Below are 18142 nucleotides of genomic sequence, written 5' to 3'. Positions count from 1 at the left end.
CAAACGCCGGGTATCGGGCGCCATCGTGGTCTCGCGCAGTTGCAGCGCGCTCATCTCGCCCAGACCCTTGAAACGGGTGACGCTGATCTTGCGTTTTTTCTTTTCGTTCTCGAGCCGCTTGATGATCGCGTCGCGCTCGTCGCGGTCCAGCGCGTAGAAGACTTCCTTGCCGGCATCGATACGAAACAGCGGCGGCATCGCCACGAATACGTGCCCGCGCGCGACCAACGGCCGAAAATGCCGCACGAACAGCGCGCACAGCAAGGTCGCGATATGCATGCCGTCCGAATCGGCGTCGGCCAAAATGCAGACCTTGTGATAACGCAGGCGCTCGAGATTGGCCGAGCCGGGGTCCAGTCCGAGCGCGACCGAGATATCGTGGATCTCGTTCGAGGCCATGATATCGGCCGACTCCACCTCCCAGGCGTTGAGAATCTTGCCTCGAAGCGGCATCACGGCCTGAAAGTTGCGATCGCGCGCCTGCTTGGCCGAGCCGCCGGCCGAATCGCCCTCCACCAGGAACAATTCGGATCTAGCCGGATCGTCGGTCACGCAGTCGGTGAGCTTGCCGGGCAGCGCCGGGCCGGCGGTGACTTTCTTGCGCTTGACCTTCTTGGCCGAGCGCGCCCGCGCCTGGGCGTTGCCGATGATCTGGGCGGCGAGCCGCTCGCCGGTCTCGGCGTGACGGTTCAGCCACAGCGAAAAAGCGTCCTTGACCGCGCCCGAAACGAAACCGCTGATATCGCGCGAGGACAATCGCTCCTTGGTCTGCCCGGAGAACTGCGGCTCGTTCATTTTCACCGACAGCACATAGGTGCAGCCGGACCAGACGTCTTCGGGCGCGATCTTCACGCCTCTGGGCAACAGATTGCGGAACTCGCAGAATTCACGCACCGCCTCGGTCAGCCCCGAACGCAGGCCGTTGACGTGGGTGCCGCCCGCGGCGGTCGGAATCAGATTGACATAGGATTCGACCACCGCGTCCACGCCCGGCTGCTCGGGCGCGACCCAGGTCAGCGCCCAGTCCAGCGCTTGCGCGCCCTCGTTCTCGCCGCCGGTGAACGCCGGCGATATGACGGTCTCCACGCCGCCCAGCGCGTCGGCCATGTAATCGGCCAGGCCGTCGGCGTACTGCCAGACGATATCCTCCTCGGCGGCTTCATCGACAAAGCGCACCTTGAGATTCGGGCACAGCACGGCCTTGGCACGCAGCAAGTGCTTGAGCCGCCCGGTCGCAAAGCGCGGGCTGTCGAAATAGCGCTCGTCGGCCGAAAACCGGAGCAGGGTTCCGGTCTTGGATTTCGCGCAGGTCCCGATCTCGGTCAGATCGTGGGTCTTTTCGCCGCCGGCAAAGCGCATCTCGTAATGCTTGCCGCCGCGCCAAACCTGCACGATCAATTCCGTGGACAACGCATTGACCACCGATACGCCCACCCCGTGCAGGCCGCCGGAGAACCGGTACTGCTTGTTCGAGAATTTGCCGCCGGCGTGCAGGCGCGTGAGGATCAGTTCGACGCCGGACACGCCGTGCTGGCTGTGGGTATCGACCGGCATGCCGCGGCCGTCATCGATCACCGACAGACTGCCGTCGACGGCAAGCCGGACCTCGATGGCCTTGGCGTACCCGGCCAGCGCTTCGTCCACGCTGTTGTCGATGACTTCCTGGGCCAGATGATTCGGCCGCGCGGTGTCGGTATACATGCCCGGCCGCTTGCGGACCGGATCGAGCCCGGTCAAAACTTCGATATCGGCGGCATCGTATTGACTGGCCATCCACGCCTCGGAAAAAAACGAATAATCGCAAGGCCCGGCACGTTAAGCGTTTGGCCGGGCGCTGGCAAGATGCTTCGGACGCGTTAGAATCGCGCTTGAAATCGCCGTATCCACTCCGTCATGAGCAAAGCCGAACCCGATACCGCGCCGCAACCGGAAAATCCGACCGACGCGCCGCCGCTGGCCGCATTCGAAAGCTCGGTCGCCGAACTCGAAGCGCTGGTCGAATCGCTCGAGGCCGGCGATATCAGCCTCGAGCAGGCGCTGGTGAAATTCGAACGCGGCGTTACCCTGGCCCGCGAATGCCAAACCATGCTGAAAAGCGCCGAGCTGCGGGTCGACCAGCTCGTCGGCGAAAATTCCGCGGAACGCGTCGAGCCTTTTGCCGGCCCGGACGGCGACGCCGAACGCTGACCGCCGGTCCACGGTTCTCTAAGGAACCTTTGATCGAATCAGCCGGAAATCAACCGGTCCGCCCGTTTCTCGGGCATGGGCCGGATATCGTCGCGGGAGTCGAACAAGCGCACGCCCGCCTTGCCCTCGTACTTGACCCGGTACAGCGCGGAATCGGCGTTGTGCATCAGTTCGTCGATATCATCGCCATGCTCGGGATAGAAGGCGACCCCGAGACTGGCGCTGATCGCGACCTCGATCTCCCCGGCCGAGGTCGGCACTGTAATCGGCGCCGCCAGCGCGTCGAGCATCGCCTGGCAGCGCGACAAACACAGTTGCTCGGAATCAAAGTCCTCGATGAGCAGCGCGAACTCGTCGCCCCCGAAGCGCGCGGCGGTATCGACGTCCTGTAGCGTTTGCTCCAGGCGCCGGGCGACGTGTTCGAGCACCACATCGCCGGCGCGATGCCCGTAGGCGTCGTTGACCGGCTTGAACCCGTCGAGATCCATATAACCGATGGCGAACCGGCCGGCCCGCCGCCGCGCGCGCCTGGTCAGGCTGGCCAGCCGATCGACGAACAGCAGCCGGTTGGGCAGGCCGGTCAGCGCATCGTGGGTGGCCAAATGCTGGGCGCGCGCCTCGGCCCGGCGGCGCACCTCGATCTCGCCGCGCAGTTGGTCGTTGACCGTATTCAGATCGTCCCGGGCCCGGCGCAGCGCCCGGCGGCTGTCGTACAGTTCGACGAAATTGCGGACCTTGGCCAGCAGCAGGCGTTCTTCGATCGGCTTGGTGATGTAGTCGACCGCGCCCAGATGATAGCCCTTGAGCCGCGCCATATCGTCGCTGGCGCCGGCGGTGACGAAGATCACCGCGGTATCGCGGGTGGAATCTTCGCCGTTGAGCAACGCGGCGACTTCCATGCCGTCCATGTCCGGCATCTGCACGTCGAGCAGGATGAGCGCGAATTCGTGATCGAGACAAGCCGCGAGCGCATCGTTGCCGTTGGCCGCCTCGACGACATCGACATCCAGCCGTTTAAGCACGCGCCGCATCGCGACCCGGTTGGCATAGAGATCGTCGACCAAGAGCAGCTTCGAGCGCTCGCGACTATCGTCGATGAAATCAGACATGCGCGCCCCTCACGGCCGGGTGCCGCGCGAACGCGGATAGCATGGCGGCCAAGTGCGCCGGCGCGGCGACATGATCCGATGCGCCAAGCGCGATGGCCGCGCCCGGCATGGTGGAAAAACCCGCGCTGGCCGGCGACTGAACCAGCGCCGTGCCGCCCGCGGTGCGAATCCGCGCCAGCCCGGCCGCGCCGTCCCGGTTGGCGCCGGACAGCAGCACGCCCACGGCCCTAGCCGCGAAGGCGGCGGCCACGCTGTGGAACAGAACATCGAGACTCGGCTGGCAAAAATGCACCGGCGGCGTATCCGGGCAGGCGAAGCGGCCGTCGGACGCGATCACGAGATGCCGCCGGCCGCGCGCGAAATGCACGCGCCCGATGATCGGCGCATAGCCGGCGTCGGCTGCCGTCACCGGCCACGCCGAGCGCGCCGCCAAGACCGCGCCGAAGCCGCGCCCGTCGGCATCGTCGCTGTGCAGGCAGACCACCAGGGCGCAGTCCGTGGCGTGCGGCAACGCGGCCAGCAGCGTGAACAACGGGATCAGGCTGCCGGCGGAGCCGCCGACCGCGATCAGGCGGGCTGGGAAATCAGGCATGACGATAGACCCGGTCGCGCTTGAGCCGATAAATACGGTTGGCTTCGCTGACCGTTTCGAACAGCGGCGCCAAAGCCGAGAACTGCAGCGTCTCGCGCGTGCCGAGCACCAGATAGCCGCCGCGCACGAGGCTGTCGGCGAACAGCTGCAGTACGCGCTCCTTGAGCGCGCGGGAAAAATAGATGAGAACGTTGCGGCACATGATCAGATGGGTCTCGGCGAACACGCCGTCGGTCACGAGATTGTGGTGCGCGAACACCACTCGATCGCGCAGCGTCCGCCGCATGCGGATCAAATCATAGCGGCTGCGGTAGTAATCCGCGAAGTCGCGTTCGCCGCCGGCGCTGCGGTAATTCGCGGCGAAGTCGTCGAGCCGGCGGGCGGCGAAGATGCCTTCCGCCGCGTGCGACAACGCCTTATCGTTGATATCGGTGGCATAGAAACGACAACGCGGCAGCAGCCCCGCTTCCTCGGCCAGAATCGCCATCGAATAGACTTCCTCGCCCAGGGCGCAGCCGGCCTGCCATATGTTGACCCGCGGATAAGACGACAGCACGGGCAGAACCTGCTCGCGCAGCGCGGCGAACACTTCCGGGTCGCGAAACATCTCCGAGACCGGCACCGACAAGCGGGCGATCACCTCGCCCAGCAGCGAAGGTTCGTAAATCAGCCGCGGGATGAGGTGTGCGATGCCGGACACACCGAGATCGGCCGCCAGTTGCTCGACCCGGCGCTTGAGCGAGGCGCGCGCATAACCCGAGAAATCGTAGCCGTGGCAGACGTTGAGCGTGTGGACGAACAGATCCAGCGCGCGTTCCTCGGTGACGGCTGGGTCGCTCATGCCACCAGCTCCTGCATGCACTCGATCAAACGATCCACGTCCAACGGCTTGGACAGATAAGCGTCGGCCCCGGCGGCCAGGCAGGCCTCGCGATCGTCGCTCATCGCCTTCGCGGTCAGCGCGATGATCGGCACCCGGGGATGGTCGGAGCCGGCCCGGATGCGGCGCATCGTCTCGTAGCCGTCCATGCCGGGCATCATGATGTCCATCAGCACGAGATCGAGATCGTCGGCCTCGGCCAGCCGGTCGAGTGCCTTGAACCCGTCGGCGGCCATGACGACTTCGACGCCGCGGCCGCGCAGCATGCGCGACAGCGCGAAGGTGTTGCGCATGTCGTCGTCGACCAAAAGCACGCGGGCGCCGCTCAGATCGGCGCCGTCCAACTCGCGTACGGGCGGCGCGGCGGCCGGGGCAATCGCCGGCGCCGGCGCAAGGCGGTGCATGAACAGCGATATCTCGTCGAGCAGCCGATCCTGGGCGTGGTTGCCCTTGATCACGATGCTGTCGGTATGATCGCGCAGCCGCGCGGTCTCCTCGGCCGACAGATCGCGGGCCGAATAGACCACCACCGGCGGTGCGTCGGCGCGCCCGGCAATGGCGTCCAGCAGATCGAAACCGGAAATGTCCGGCAATTTCAGATCCAGCACCAGGCAATCGAAAGCCTCGGCGTCGAGACGCGCCAGCGCCGCCGCACCGGTATTCACGGCCACGGTTTCGACCTGTTCACCGCGCAGCAGCCGTGCGATCGCCGCGTGTGCGTCCGGATCGTCGTCCACCACCAGCACCCGCCGCGCCTTGCGCCCGGACAGGGTTTCGGCGCGGGACAGCAGCGTGTCCAGGTTTTCCCGGGTGACCGGCTTGCACAGATAACCGATCGCGCCGGCGCTGGCGGAGCGGCCGGTGTCGTCGGCGGCGGACACGATATGCACCGGAATATGCCGGGTGTCGGGATCGGCCTTGATGCGATCGAGCACGGCCCAGCCGTCGAGCTCGCCCGGCAGGCCCAGATCGAGGATAACCGCGTCCGGCGCGCGTTTCGCGATCGCGGCCAGCGCGCTCTGGCCGTCGCTGGCCGATTCCGCCTCGAAACCGCGTCCGCGCGCGGTCTTGCATATGATATCGGCAAACGGGGCGTCGTCGTCGATCACCAAAACACGCGGCGGCTGCCCCGGCGTCTTCTGGTGCCGGCGCTGATTCTGGCGCGGCCTCGCGTGCTCGTTGGCGGCCGGTTCGAGCGCATCCACCGCCTCCTGCGCGGCGATATCGTCGGCCAGCGCGAGATCCGTGCGCACGAACACCGTGAACCGGCTGCCCTGGCCCAGCATGCTTTCCACCGCGACTTCACCGCCGAGAAGCCCGGCCAGTTCACGCGTGATCGACAAGCCCAATCCGGTGCCGCCATAGCTGCGGCTGCTGCTGCCGTCGACCTGCTCGAAGGCGTGGAAGATATGATCCAGCCGGTCCTCGGGGATGCCGATACCGTCGTCGCTGACCTGGATCGCTAGCGCGTTGTCCGGCCTTAGACCATCGCAGGCGAAGCGGACACCCTCGCCCGGACGGTCGATATGAACCCGTACGCCGCCCTCGCGGGTGAACTTGATGGCGTTGCTCACCAGATTGCGCACGATCTGTTCCAGCTTGCCGGCGTCCGTAACCACGCGCTCCGGCGCGTCGGCGCTCTGCACGACCTCGAAGTCGAGCCCCTGAGCTTCGGCCATATGCGCGAACTGGCGCCGGATACGCGCGGCGAAATCCGCCGTCTCCACCGGCCCGGCCAGCACCCGCATTTTACCCGCCTCGATCTTGGACAGATCCAGGATGTCGTTGATCAGGGTCAGCAGACCGTTGCCGGCATCGTGGATGATACGGGCCGCCTCGACCTGATCCTCGTCGAGGTTGCCCGAATCGTTGTCCGCCAGGCTGCGCGAAAGAATCAGCAGGCTGTTCAGCGGCGTGCGCAGCTCGTGCGACATGTTCGCCAGAAAACCGGACTTGTATTCGTTGGCCCGTTCGAGCTCCTCGGCGCGTTCCTCGGCCTGGGCGTGCAGTGCCGACAGTTCTTCCTGCTGTTCGCGCAGATTGGCGTTGGCCGCTTGCAGTTCGTCGGCCTGGGATTTCAACTCCTCCTCCGAGGCGCGCAGTTCGGCGGCCTGCGACGATAGCTCCTCGCTCTGGGCGCGCAGTTCGGTATTGGCGCGCCGGAGGCTGTCCTGTTGTTGCGACAAGCGCTTTTCAGACTGGCTGAGCAGTTGGGTCTGTTCGCGGCTGCGTGCCAGCAATTCGTTCGTATGGCGCGCGCGCATCTGCGTAAGCACCGCCATGGCGATGTTCGGCGATAGCGTATCCAGCAGGTCGCGCTCGGTCTCGGTCAGCGGATGAAACAGCGCAAGTTCGATAATCGCGACCACCTGATCGGCGATCACCGTCGGCACGATCAACAGCATCTTCGGCTCGGCTTGGCCAAGCCCCGAGCGGACCGGGATATAGCCCGCCGGTATATCGCTGAGTTCGATCGGGCGGCGGGCCTCGAGCGCGGCGCCGATCAGGCCCTCGCCGGACGCGAAGCGCTGCTCGGCCTGGGGCGAATAACCATAGGCGGCCAGCAGCGTGAAATCGCTGTCTTCGTCGTCGAGCGAGGCGCGGGTGAACACGGCGGCATAGCCGGCATGCATCAACGGCGCCAGTTCGTCGAGCAGACTGCGGCCGAGTTCGCGATCGTCGGCGCAATGATAGAGCATGGCCGTCATGCGGCCGCGGTGATCCCGAATCCAGTAATCGCGGTCCTGGCGGACGATGATCTGGCGAAATTTCTCCAGCGCCCGCGACATGGCGCCGATCTCGTCGTCGCGATGCTGGAAGCGCACCTCGACATTGCGCTCGCCGCCGGCCAGCCGGCGCGTCACGTCGGTCAGCTGCAGCAACGGCGTGGCAATTTGGCGCCGCACGCGGATCATGGTCGCCAGGCCGATCAACAGACCCACGATCAGCAACACGACCAGGCTGGTATCCGCCATCCACTGGCGATCGGCGATATCGGCGTTGCGCTGGGCCAGATCGTTTTCGAGGCGATCCTGATATTTCGAGAGCGTCTGACGCATCGGCTCGATATACGCCACGCTCACGCCGTTGATCAGCGTCTTGCGGGCGGACGCTATCGCGCCGGCATCGACACGCCCCATGACCGGCTCGGCAACCTGAGCCTGCCAGCCGGATTCCAGGCGGCCGATCTCGTCCAGTAGCCGTTTCTCCGCGTCGTCGTGCCCGCTGGCGTCCCGCAGGCGGCGCAGACTGCTCTCGACCGCGGTGGCCGCGGTGCGTACCTCGGTTTCGTAGCGCTTGGCGCCGGTCAGGGCATAGCCGCGCAGGGCCGATTCCTGGGCCGCGATCGATTCGCCGAGCTGTTGCGAGCGCGCCAGGGCCGCGTGCGTTTCGCCGGTGCCGATGCGCGCGCGATTCACGCTGTCGAGCGCGATCAGGCTGATCAAGCCGGAGACGGCGAACAGCGCCAATATCAGCGCGACCGCACCGATCAGCTGACGCTGGATCGAGCTGTCCCCCAACAGCCGGGTGAAGATTTTCCCAGACATTCGATGCCGCTCCACAATCCCCCGCGCCCGGATACGAGCGCTCCCGGCGACCACTACCGTATATAAAAAAACGGCGGATACGCCGCAAACTTGAGGCTTGGCCGTTCGCGCGAGCGCGCAACTTTCGCGACGGTTCGCGGTCTTAATTGCGGGCGCCGCGGATGCAGCGCTTCGCTGCATCTGCCAGCCAAAGATGGCATGCAGAAATTGACGTGCTAGCCTTACCGGAAGCTGATAACGAGGTAACCGATGAGCGTCGAAAATTCGACTTATACCGAACGCGCGCAGACCGCCCTGGCCACCAACAGCGTACTGCGCAACACCTACATGCTGCTGTCGGCCACGCTGCTGTTTTCGGCGGTCGTCGCCGGCACCACCGCCGCTCTGCATCTGCCCTATCCCGGCTTCATCATCACGCTGGTCGGCATGTTCGGGCTGATGTTCCTGGTGCAGGCGACCTCGAACAGCGCCTGGGGCCTATTGTCGATATTCGCTTTTACCGGGTTCATGGGCTATACGCTCGGCCCGATCATCGACATGTATCTGCAGCACTTCGCCAACGGCGCCCAGTTGGTGACCATGGCGATGGGCGGCACCGGCGCGATCTTCGTCGGCATGTCGGGCTACGCGCTGGCGTCCGGCAAGCGGTTCAATCAGTGGGGCGGCATGCTCATGATGGGCATTCTGGTCGCCTTCGTGATGAGCCTGATCGCGGTGCTGTTCTCCATTCCCGCGCTGTCGCTGGCGGTATCGATGATGTTCGTGCTGTTGATGAGCGGCCTGATCGTCTACCAAACCGGCGAGATCATTCACGGCGGCGAGACCAACTATATCCGCGCGACGCTGACCCTGTTCGTGACGATCTACAATCTGTTTATCAGCCTGCTACAGCTGCTCGGCATATTCGCCGGCGACGACTGATCCTATCGCGCCTGCCCTAAACAAAGCCCCGGCCGTTTCGACGCCCGGGGCTTTTTTGAGCACGGATGTCGGCTTACGGCCTGCGGCCTAAGCCGACCTACACAAGACCGCTCGAGCCCCGTAGGTCGGATTAGCCGAAGGCGTAATCCGACAGAACAACGCGCAGAGTGTCGGCGCTCAATGAGGTGTGGGAGGGGCGCGATCAGCGTCGATCGCCCCCATCCCGGTTGCCGCATCGCCGGACGATCGATGGATGGTGAGACGGCCGCGCACGAGAACCGTTTCCCCGGCAACCACACGAAACGTATAAATCGAACCCGCGGCGTCGGCCATAACCCGCTCGGCGTAAACGTCGAGCCGCGCCGGCATCGCGTTCGCGTCCGCGGTAGCCGTCAGTTCGACCTGCCGCAGCGCCACCAGACGGCCCGCCGCCGGCGCGGCCGCATGGGCCGCCGAACGCGCCAGCAATGTGCCGTGCGCGGCGGTGGCCTGGGCCGCGTATTCGATCAGCGCGGTCGCCGGCAGCTTGTTGTCGCGGTACAGCGGGTGCGAATCGCCGGCCCGCGGCGCGGCGCGGCAATGGATGCGATCGGCCTGCCAGTCGACGACTTCATCGAGCAGGCACATCGGCCCCGCGTGCGGCACCAGGTCGGCTATAGCTGTGGCCGTCATAGCCGGGCCAAAGGCACACGCCAGTGCCCCTGCTCCGATTCGATGACCGGCGCAGCCGGCTCGCTACCGGCCAGTACCGTGAACAGCGGCAGGCTACGAGCGCTGGCATTAGCCACGCGCAGCGCCTCCAGCGCCGGAATCGACAGGCGCGTCGGCCGCGCGTCGCGAGCGGGCTGCGGCCGCTCGATCCACGCCATAGCGCCCGCATCAGCCACGTCGAGCAGCCACGCCATGGCGAAGGTGGCGCCGATATCGCGCCGGGCCTCGGCCAGCATGCCGCCGCCGTCGATGTCGTAGCAGACCAGCAGCACCGGGCTTTGACGCTCGGCGACCAGCCCCCAGGCCTCGCATAGGGCGACGGTAAAGCCGCCCGGGCCGGCCGACAGACTGGTTGTGGATTCGCGCGTGCCGGTTGCGATGCTCCAGTAGCCGGCCGGCGCGTTATGCACCGAGTTGTGAAACCGGGTCGGCGAAATGGCGCGCTCGGGCGTGTTGACCGCCAGGCAGAGTTGATCGGCGATATCGATATCGCCGGCCGAGGACGAGAACACGGCCGCGAACCGCGACGCGTCGCGCTCGCCGCAAGCCTGTTCGGCGACCCGAAACGCCAAGTGCACGCCGGCGCCGGCCCGGCGCGCCTCGTTGCGCGGCAGCCGCTGGGTGCGAAACGGCGCAAGCGGCGCGGCTCGATACGGCGACTCCCCGGCCAGCACGGCGCGCGCGCTGGGCCAGCCGGCCAGTCCGGGCGCCGCGATGCCGAGCCCGTGCAGATAGATCCGATCGATCATCGCCGGGCTCCCATATCCAGCAGCAGACTGCAGTTACTGCCGCCGAAACCGAAGGCGTTGCTCAACACACGCCGCACGCCGCCGGTCAGGGGTTCGGTCAACAGACGACAACGCAGCGTTTCATCCACCGCGATCGTGTTGAGCGTTGCCGGCCGATAATCGTGTTCGAGCGCCAGACAGCCGATTACGGCCTCGACGATGCCGGCCGCGCCCAGCGTGTGGCCGGTCCAGCCCTTGGTGGACGACGCGGGGGTCGCTTCGCCGAACAGACCGACGATCGCGCGGTCCTCGGCCTGGTCGTTGGCCCGCGTCGCGGTGCCGTGCAGATTGACGTAATCGACCGCGGCCGCGTCCACGCCCGCGTCGTCGAGCGCGCGCCGCATGGCCAGCGCCGCGCCCTGGCCGTCCGGCTCCGGGGCGGCCATATGGTGGGCATCGCCGGATTCGCCGATGCCGGCGACGCGCGGCCCGCTCGTTGCTTCGTTTGCGGGGCCGATCAGCGCGAAACCGCCCGCCTCGCCGATCGAGATGCCGGAACGCGCCGCGTCCCAAGGCCGGCACGGCTCGGGTGAGATAAGCTGGAGCGAATTGAAGCCGTACAGCGTGGTCAGGCACAGACTGTCGACGCCGCCGACCACCGCGACGTCGCAGAAACCGGATTCGATCGAGCGCGCGGCCGAGGCGAACACCTTGGCGCTCGACGAACAGGCGGTGGAAATCGTCAGCGCCGGCCCGGCGAGACCCAGCCGGCGTTGCACATAGCCGCACAGCGCAAAATAATCATGGCTGTGTTCGAACGAGAACCACGCCGGCAGCCGGTTCTGCGCGATTTCGCGATAAGCCCGTTCGGTGGTGGCGATGCCGGAGGTGCTGGTGCCGAGAAACAGCCCGATGCGCTCCGGCGCATGCCGGGCCCGGGCCGCGTTCACCGCGTCGATGAACCCATCCTGACACAGCGCCAGTTCGGCCAGTTGATTGTTGCGGCAATGCCAGTCGGCGAGTGCTACCGGGAGTTCGACCTGCTCGCAGCCGGCGACGCGGCCGATCCAGGTCGCAAGATCAGCGCCCTCGAAATCGCATGGCACGAGCCCACTGCGCCGCTCGCGAAGGCCCCGCCAGAGGGCGGCGCGCCCGGCGCCCAGGGCGGTGGTCGCGGTATAGGCGTGGATGGCGAGCGGTTTCATAGCGGTCGGCCTACCCGCGGCCGGATCGCGCATCGCCTGCGGTAAAACGAAATATCCATGTCCCTTCGAATCGGCCCTACTTCCAGAATCGATAGAAATTGAACCAATTGTACGGCGCGTGGCGGGCATGTTCGGCCAGACGATCGGCGTAGCGCTGGGCATATTCTTGCGCCCGGGGCATGCGCTCGGCCCGTGGCAGCGCGAGCCCGTCGCTGAACTGTTCGCAATACAGATCGTAGCGGTTACCGCCGCGATACAGCCCGAAGGCCAGAAACACCGGCGCGCCCAATATGCCCGCGAGCAACCAGGGCGAAAGCGGAAACGGCGCCGGGGCGCCGAGAAACCGGCAGTCGACCGTGCGCTCGCCGGCGTGATGGCGGTCGGCCATGATACCGATCATCTCGCCGCGTTCGAGCGCGGCCTTGACCTTGAGCACCCGGTCGACATCCGAAGTGGAGGTATCGATCACGCGGTCGGCGAAACCCGGATCGATCCGTTCCAACACCGAATTCACCTTGGCGCCGGTGGCCCAGTTCATCAGGATACGCACGGTCAGATCGTCGCGCCGGCCGCTGAGCGCGCGCAGCGCCTCGAAACTGCCCAGATGCGAGACCATGATGATCGCGCCCCGCTTGTCGCCGATGCATTTTCGAAACGCCTCGACGCCGTGATTGTCGATACGGAGCCGCGAGCCGGTGTCGCGGACTAGAAACAGGCGATCGAGAAATACCGTGGCGAAGGTGTACAGATGCCGATAGCTGTCGCGCCAGCGCGGGCGCCGGTCGAGCACGCGCCGCAGATAGTCGCGCGAGGCCCGGCGCGCGCCCGGCGCGGCGAACATGAAATACGCCACGCCGCAATGCAGCAGCGTACGCGCCGCCGGTCGTCCGAGATAGCGCGCCACCCAGGCGATCGCGACAAACAGAAAACGGTTACTGCGCTCGGTGCGCGCGGTCCAGGCTTCAGCCATCCGGCGATTTCTCGTATTCGACAAGCCCGTGCGCCACGCAGCCCCCGGGCCTGTTGCAGGTGAAGCGTAGCCGGCCTGCCACGGCGGGCTCCAGCACGATCTCGCAGCGCTGATCCGGCCGCAGCGCGGCCACGAACTTGCAGCGCACAATGCGCGTCATGCGGGCGCCGCAGCGCGCGGCGACCGCGCAGGCCAGATGCTCGAGAATGACTACCCCCGGCACAATCGGAGCGCCGGGGAAATGACCGTCCAGGCAAGGATGGTCGGTCGCGATGGTAAAAACCCGATTATCCACGGGTCGCGCTCCGCCGCGCCTGGCGCCACGCCGCATGCAGATCGGCGCGCGCCAGTTTACCCGTGGCGTTGCGCGGCAGTCGATCGACCTTGACCATCGGCCGCGGCACGAACACCGGGTCGACACGGCGCGCCAGCGCGGCCGAGAGTTCGCGCGGCGTGCGTTCGGGGGCGACCACGAGCGCGGTCGGGCGTTCGGAGGCCGGCGCCTCGGGGGAAGCGAACACCACCGCATCGCGCACCCCGTCGAGGCCCAGCAGCGCCGCGCTCAGTTCGGCCAGCGAGATCCGCTTACCCGCGACCTTGACCAGATCGTCGGCGCGCCCCAGCAGCCGAAAACGTCCGGCATCGAGGATTTCGATCGCATCGTCGAGCGTGGCCGGGTCCGCGAGTTGGCCGCCGCCGACGCGCACTTTGTCGGCGATCGGTTCTATCCGCAAGCCGTCGTAGAGCCGCCATTCGGCTTCACGGGCGGTGCGCCGGCTGGCGATGCTGCCGGTCTCGCTACTGCCGTAGATTTCGTACACCTCGGTTTGCCAGCGCCGCTCGGCGACCGCGGCGAGTTCGGCCGACAGCGGCGCGGTGGCCGAGATGATGCGCGCCAGCGGCGCGAACGACACGCCGGCCTCGATACAGGCCTTGAGCTGAATCGGCGTGGTTAACAGGCAGCGCGGCCCGGGCACGCCGGCCAGCGCGTCGGCGATCTGCCAGGGCATGAACGGGCGCGCGCTGTCCGCCACGAAACCGCCGTGCAGCGCCAGCAACACCGAAGTCTCGAACCCGTACATATGCTGCGCCGGCACGCTGGCGATCACGTTCATCGCCGTGTCCGCGGGGAAAAAACGCTGCCGTAGCAGATCGCTGCCAATCGCGAGATCGCCCCAGCGCTTGTACTGCGGGTCGGGCCGACCGGTACTGCCGGAGGTGAACACCACGGCCACGGGCTGCGCGGCGGCGATCGTCGGCGGCGCGGCGGGCGGCTCCGCGGGCGCCGCGCCGGCGAGACGCGCTTCGACCCAGGCGTCGTCGACAACCAGCGCCCCCGGGTGGCTCGCGCGGATCGCATCCAGGGCCGCGGGCCGGCGCGTCTGCGGCAACAGATTGAGCGCAGAGGCAGAACAACCGGCCGCGAACGCCACGGTGAACAGATAACGGTCGTCACAGAGATTGAACAACGCCGCCCGGCCGGCGGGCGCGTCGGCCAATGCGTCGACCAATGCGTCGACTATCGCCCGAATATCGCACAGCGCCGCGCCCGCCGTGACCGGCGCACCGCTCCGCCAGGCGAACACGCGTTCGGCGCGGTAGTCCGCGATCAAGGGAATGGCCGCTTCAGCCATGCGTCAGACGTCGATAGTCCAAGCGGCGAAGCGCGGCGATATATTCGCGCCAGCTCATATCCTCGTATTCGCCGATCACGCGCTGGCGCACGCACCATTCGCCCACCAACAGCAGCGCGATCACCAGATAATTGACGAAGTTGGTGCACAGCGACCACAGCTCGACCGGCGCGAACAGCGCCAAGCCGATATCGACCGCTGCCATGACGAGCATGACGACAAACCAGAATGCCGTGACCGCGCGGGTATAGCGCGCCACCGGGGGCGGCAGCGGGCCGCGAATGGCGCTCGCCAGCGTGGTGATCAGCGGCGTGCGCGCCGCGAGCAGGGTCCGGCCGAAAAACCAGGCCAGCGCGAGACAGATCAGCACCGGCGCGGCATAGAGAAAAACCGGCGCGCCGAGCGTGCGCACCAGAATCGCGGCCACGCCGATCAGAATCGCCGCGGCCCCCCATGCCAACATCGAGGCCGGCGCGCGGGCGCGCACGAGCCAAGGTCCGAACAGCCAGGGCCCGAGCACGTTGACGATCAACACGACGAGGGCGAAAAACCGCAGAACCGGCGCCCCCGTGACCACCGCGGCATGCACCAGCACGGGATAGAGCAGCGGCACGACGCCGGCCATCCGGCCCGGGCCACGCATCATGCGGCGCGGGCCGCCAAAGCGCCGAACCGTCGCCATGACGCGCGACATGTTCAGGCCGCGGCGCGTTCGCGCTCAATATAGGCCGACAGCGAGCGCAGGGTGGCGAAGATTTTGCTATTGGCTTCGTCATCGGCGCGCAGCTCGATACCGTAGGCCTGATTGACCGCCAGCGCGATTTCCAGCGCATCGATGGAATCCAGGCCCAGACTGTCGACTTCCGGGCCGAATAGCGGCGCATCCGGTTCGATCTCCTCGGCCGCCACGTCCTCCAGATCCAGCGACGTCACCAACAGCCGCGCGACATCGCGCTCGAGATCGCTTTGCTCACTCATAAATGTTCACTCGTTGTCGTATGCCCCCGGTGCGCCGCGTTTTCCGCTCTGCTATACGCTCGCGCCGGTCGATCGCGTCGAGCGGCGCGCGGCGTACCGGCGGCCCACCTGTCTATTGTCCACGAACGGCCGGCCCGAATCATCCCGTGGCGCGCCGTCGAGCCGGTTTCGGGCCGGCCGGCCAAGCGGCCGGTATCGACATCCGGGTCCGGGACGTTCATCATCCGGCGCTCAAACCGCCGCTTTTGCGGCCGATCGCGCACCGCCCAAGTACGTCGCGACCGGATATTCGCGCAACCGGCCTGAACCGTGATCGAACACCGCAGCCACATCGAGTTCCAGGTTCCGTTCTTCGATGTCGATTCCATGCAGATCGCCTGGCACGGCCATTACGCCAAGTATTTCGAGATGGCGCGCTGTCAACTGCTGGAAGATATCGGCCACGACTACGACGCTATGAAGGCTTCCGGCTTTTCCTGGCCGGTGGTGGATCTACGAATCCGCTATATGCGCCCGCTGACGTTCAAGCAGTGGGTCCGCGTCGCGGCCACGCTCAAGCGCTGGGACGCCCAGTTGCGCATCGCCTATCGCGTGCGCGACCGCGATTCAGGCGCCAGTCTGGCGCGCGGCGCTACCCTGCAGGTGCCGGTGAAAATCGCCACCGGCGAGCGTCATAGCCGGACGCCGGAAGCCGTGCGCGCCGCGCTGGCCCGTCTGGCCGAGCCTCCCCAATACGAGCCGCCGCGATGAATCGACTGCGCGCCTGTTTCAAATCGCTGGTTGTCATCCTGTCGATCGCCGCCTGCGGCGCGGCCGCGGCCGGCGGCACGACGGCGCTTAACAGCGCGGCGTCCGGGTCTATCCTGCGCGGCCACTTCGTGCAGCACAAACATCTCGCCGAACTCGAGCAACCGCTGGTCTCCAGCGGGCATTACGTGCTCGCACGCGATCGCGGCCTGTTATGGCAGGTCGAAAAACCGGTCGAGAGCACGCTAGTCATCACCCCGGACGCGCTCACCGAGCGCAGCCAGGGCCGCCTGACCGCGCATATCAGCGCCGCGCAGCGGCCGGCGCTCGGCGCGGTGGCCTCGGTCTTGCTCGCCGTGTTTCAGGGCGACACGGCGCAGTTGTCGCAATACTTCAACATCGAGCGGCGCGGCGCCGAAGATGCAACTCTGACGCTGACGCCAAAGACCGACGCGGTGAAAAACTTCATAAGCCGGCTCACCCTGAGCGGCGACCTGAGCGGCGACCTGAGAAACGACAATACCGGGCGCCGTATCCGTATCGAGCAGCCGGGCGGCGATTTCAGCGTGATCGATCTCAGCCCGTCCGATGCCGGGCCCGAGACGCTGACGCCGCAGGAACAGCGCGCGTTCTCTCGTTGAAGATACGCGCCCTGCTCTGGCTGCTCGGCGTGATCGCGCTGGGCATGGTCCTGGCGGGCTTGACGGCGAGCGGGCGCTTTCACGTACGGACCGATCTGATGGCGCTGCTGCCCACGCCGCAGCACGACGCGCTGGCCAACGCCGCGGTCGATCGCATGTCGAGCTTCGGCCAACGGCGCGTCACCCTCCTGGTGTCGGGCGATAGCAAAGTCCGCCGGCGCCGCGCGCTCGATGCCGCCGCGCATGCGCTAAAGGCCAGCCCGGCGTTCGACCAGGTGATCGCGCGGGCCGACGATGCGCTCGATGCCGGGCAGCGCGACCGGCTCGACGAACTTTATTTCAGCCACCGGTTTCATTTGCTCGCGCCGGATGACGCGACGGCCCTGGCGCGGTTGGCGAGCCCGGGCGCCGGCGACAACGCGGCGAACGCCGCGCGCGATTACTTCACGGGCCGCGCCCTGAGCCGGCTGTACGGCCTCGGCGTGGGCGCCGGCGGCCGCTTCATCGACGACCCGTTTGGCCTGGCCGCCGCCTACCGGCGCAGCGCCCTGCCCGATCCGGCGCCGAATCTGCGCATCGCCGGTGACGGCACTTTCTATGTGGTCGACCATAGAAGCAACAATAGGGGCGAGCGCTACGACGTGCTGTTCGCCCGCACGCGCAACAACCCGTTTTCGCTGGCCGGCGAAGGCAAGGCGAGCGCCGCGCTGCACCGGGCACGCGCGGCCGCGCACGGCGTAGCACCCGGGGCGAAAATCCTAATCTCCGGCGTCGTCCGCCATGCCGCGGTGGCGGCCGAGCGCGCGCGCTTCGAGATGTCGGTGATCGGCACCGGCTCGCTGATCGGGATCGTCGGACTCATGTTTTGGGCGTTCGGGCGCGTGCGCCCGTTCGTGCTCAGTCTGGCCGCGGTGGGCGGCGGCATTCTGCTCGCCGTCGTGGTCACCGATCTCGTGTTCGGCCGTATCCATATGCTGACGCTGGTGTTCGGCGCCAGCCTGGCCGGCGTATCCATCGATTACTCGCTGCATTTCTTCGCCCAGCGCCTGGCCACGCCCGATCCGGCCACTGCGCTCGCCCGGGTGCGCCGCCCGGTGCTGCTGGGGCTTTTGACCAGCGTGATCGCCTACGGCGGCATGGTGATCGCGCCGTTTCCCGGGCTGCGCCAGATCGCCGTGTTCACCGCCAGCGGCCTGATCGGCGGCTGGCTCGGCATGATGCTGCTCCTGCCCGGCGCCGGCGGGCCCGCGCCGCGACCCGGCCGCGCGCTGCGTCTGGCCGCGCTCTGGCG

Annotated in this window: 17 protein-coding genes and 1 pseudogene; 5 read left to right on the top strand and 13 right to left on the bottom strand. The window is 66.9% G+C overall.

Features of this window, described 5'->3' with window-relative positions:
* Window positions 1-1773: DNA topoisomerase IV subunit B (parE, locus tag VFJ08_RS15260; RefSeq protein WP_324998085.1), on the bottom strand; the 1773-nt coding region annotated here is incomplete at its 3' end.
* A 120-nt stretch (window positions 1774-1893) separates the two neighbouring features.
* Here parE and VFJ08_RS15255 point away from each other — a divergent pair.
* Entirely contained in the window at window positions 1894-2187 is a 294-nt protein-coding gene (locus tag VFJ08_RS15255; protein WP_324998084.1) for an exodeoxyribonuclease VII small subunit, read from the top strand.
* A gap of 38 nt (window positions 2188-2225) precedes the next feature.
* Here the strand turns inward: VFJ08_RS15255 and VFJ08_RS15250 are convergent, their stop codons facing one another.
* Genes VFJ08_RS15250 through VFJ08_RS15235 form a run of 4 tightly spaced genes read right to left on the bottom strand, consistent with a single transcriptional unit; the run spans window position 2226 to window position 8316 of the window.
* On the bottom strand, window positions 2226-3296 hold the full coding sequence (locus VFJ08_RS15250; RefSeq protein ID WP_324998083.1) for a diguanylate cyclase domain-containing protein: 1071 nt from the start codon (window positions 3294-3296) through the stop codon (window positions 2226-2228).
* Window positions 3289-3888, bottom strand: a complete 600-nt coding sequence (locus VFJ08_RS15245) for a chemotaxis protein CheB (protein WP_324998082.1) — start codon at window positions 3886-3888, stop codon at window positions 3289-3291. Before VFJ08_RS15245 ends, VFJ08_RS15250 begins: the two co-directional genes overlap by 8 nt.
* Complete coding sequence (locus VFJ08_RS15240) at window positions 3881-4729, bottom strand: protein-glutamate O-methyltransferase CheR (RefSeq protein WP_324998081.1); 849 nt, start codon at window positions 4727-4729, stop codon at window positions 3881-3883. The genes VFJ08_RS15245 and VFJ08_RS15240 overlap by 8 nt, the downstream gene beginning before the upstream one ends.
* Window positions 4726-8316 (bottom strand): response regulator, encoded by a 3591-nt coding sequence (locus tag VFJ08_RS15235; RefSeq protein WP_324998080.1) that lies wholly within the window; start codon window positions 8314-8316, stop codon window positions 4726-4728. Before VFJ08_RS15235 ends, VFJ08_RS15240 begins: the two co-directional genes overlap by 4 nt.
* A gap of 249 nt (window positions 8317-8565) precedes the next feature.
* Between VFJ08_RS15235 and VFJ08_RS15230 the strand changes: the two genes are divergently transcribed.
* On the top strand, window positions 8566-9237 hold the full coding sequence (locus tag VFJ08_RS15230; RefSeq protein ID WP_324998079.1) for a Bax inhibitor-1/YccA family protein: 672 nt from the start codon (window positions 8566-8568) through the stop codon (window positions 9235-9237).
* A 177-nt stretch (window positions 9238-9414) separates the two neighbouring features.
* On the opposite strand, the gene VFJ08_RS15225 is transcribed toward VFJ08_RS15230, so the two are convergent.
* From VFJ08_RS15225 to VFJ08_RS15190, 8 genes are all read right to left on the bottom strand, one after another.
* Window positions 9415-9909, bottom strand: coding sequence for a hypothetical protein (locus VFJ08_RS15225; protein WP_324998078.1), 495 nt, complete (start codon window positions 9907-9909; stop codon window positions 9415-9417).
* Entirely contained in the window at window positions 9906-10697 is a 792-nt protein-coding gene (locus tag VFJ08_RS15220) for a beta-ketoacyl synthase chain length factor (RefSeq protein WP_324998077.1), read from the bottom strand. Before VFJ08_RS15220 ends, VFJ08_RS15225 begins: the two co-directional genes overlap by 4 nt.
* Window positions 10694-11881, bottom strand: a complete 1188-nt coding sequence (locus VFJ08_RS15215; RefSeq protein WP_324998076.1) for a beta-ketoacyl-[acyl-carrier-protein] synthase family protein — start codon at window positions 11879-11881, stop codon at window positions 10694-10696. The genes VFJ08_RS15220 and VFJ08_RS15215 overlap by 4 nt, the downstream gene beginning before the upstream one ends.
* Before the next feature lie 76 nt (window positions 11882-11957).
* On the bottom strand, window positions 11958-12851 hold the full coding sequence (locus VFJ08_RS15210) for a hypothetical protein (protein ID WP_324998075.1): 894 nt from the start codon (window positions 12849-12851) through the stop codon (window positions 11958-11960).
* The gene (locus VFJ08_RS15205; protein WP_324998074.1) at window positions 12844-13146 is read right to left on the bottom strand and encodes a hypothetical protein; all 303 of its coding nucleotides are present in this window, start codon (window positions 13144-13146) and stop codon (window positions 12844-12846) included. The genes VFJ08_RS15210 and VFJ08_RS15205 overlap by 8 nt, the downstream gene beginning before the upstream one ends.
* Window positions 13139-14485: an AMP-binding protein gene (locus VFJ08_RS15200; protein ID WP_324998073.1), complete on the bottom strand. Its 1347-nt coding sequence runs from the start codon at window positions 14483-14485 to the stop codon at window positions 13139-13141. The genes VFJ08_RS15205 and VFJ08_RS15200 overlap by 8 nt, the downstream gene beginning before the upstream one ends.
* Complete coding sequence (locus VFJ08_RS15195; protein ID WP_324998072.1) at window positions 14478-15167, bottom strand: hypothetical protein; 690 nt, start codon at window positions 15165-15167, stop codon at window positions 14478-14480. Before VFJ08_RS15195 ends, VFJ08_RS15200 begins: the two co-directional genes overlap by 8 nt.
* Before the next feature lie 14 nt (window positions 15168-15181).
* The gene (locus tag VFJ08_RS15190; protein ID WP_324998071.1) at window positions 15182-15463 is read right to left on the bottom strand and encodes a phosphopantetheine-binding protein; all 282 of its coding nucleotides are present in this window, start codon (window positions 15461-15463) and stop codon (window positions 15182-15184) included.
* Between the two features lie 309 nt (window positions 15464-15772).
* On the opposite strand from VFJ08_RS15190, the gene VFJ08_RS15185 reads away from it, so the two are divergent.
* The 3 genes and pseudogenes from VFJ08_RS15185 to VFJ08_RS15175 all read left to right on the top strand — a co-directional run.
* A complete protein-coding gene (locus tag VFJ08_RS15185; RefSeq protein ID WP_324998070.1) occupies window positions 15773-16213 on the top strand; it encodes an acyl-CoA thioesterase in 441 nt (146 codons plus the stop codon).
* On the top strand, window positions 16210-16851 hold the full coding sequence (locus tag VFJ08_RS15180) for an outer membrane lipoprotein carrier protein LolA (RefSeq protein ID WP_324998069.1): 642 nt from the start codon (window positions 16210-16212) through the stop codon (window positions 16849-16851). Before VFJ08_RS15185 ends, VFJ08_RS15180 begins: the two co-directional genes overlap by 4 nt.
* Window positions 16848-18142, top strand: a pseudogene (locus VFJ08_RS15175) (hypothetical protein); the annotation flags it as partial. The gene VFJ08_RS15180 and the pseudogene VFJ08_RS15175, both read left to right, overlap by 4 nt.

Origin of the sequence: Salinisphaera sp., from assembly GCF_035690525.1 — a bacterium.
In the GTDB taxonomy this organism is placed as follows: Bacteria; Pseudomonadota; Gammaproteobacteria; order Nevskiales; family Salinisphaeraceae; genus Salinisphaera.
This window is presented reverse-complemented; position numbering and strand designations above follow the sequence as displayed.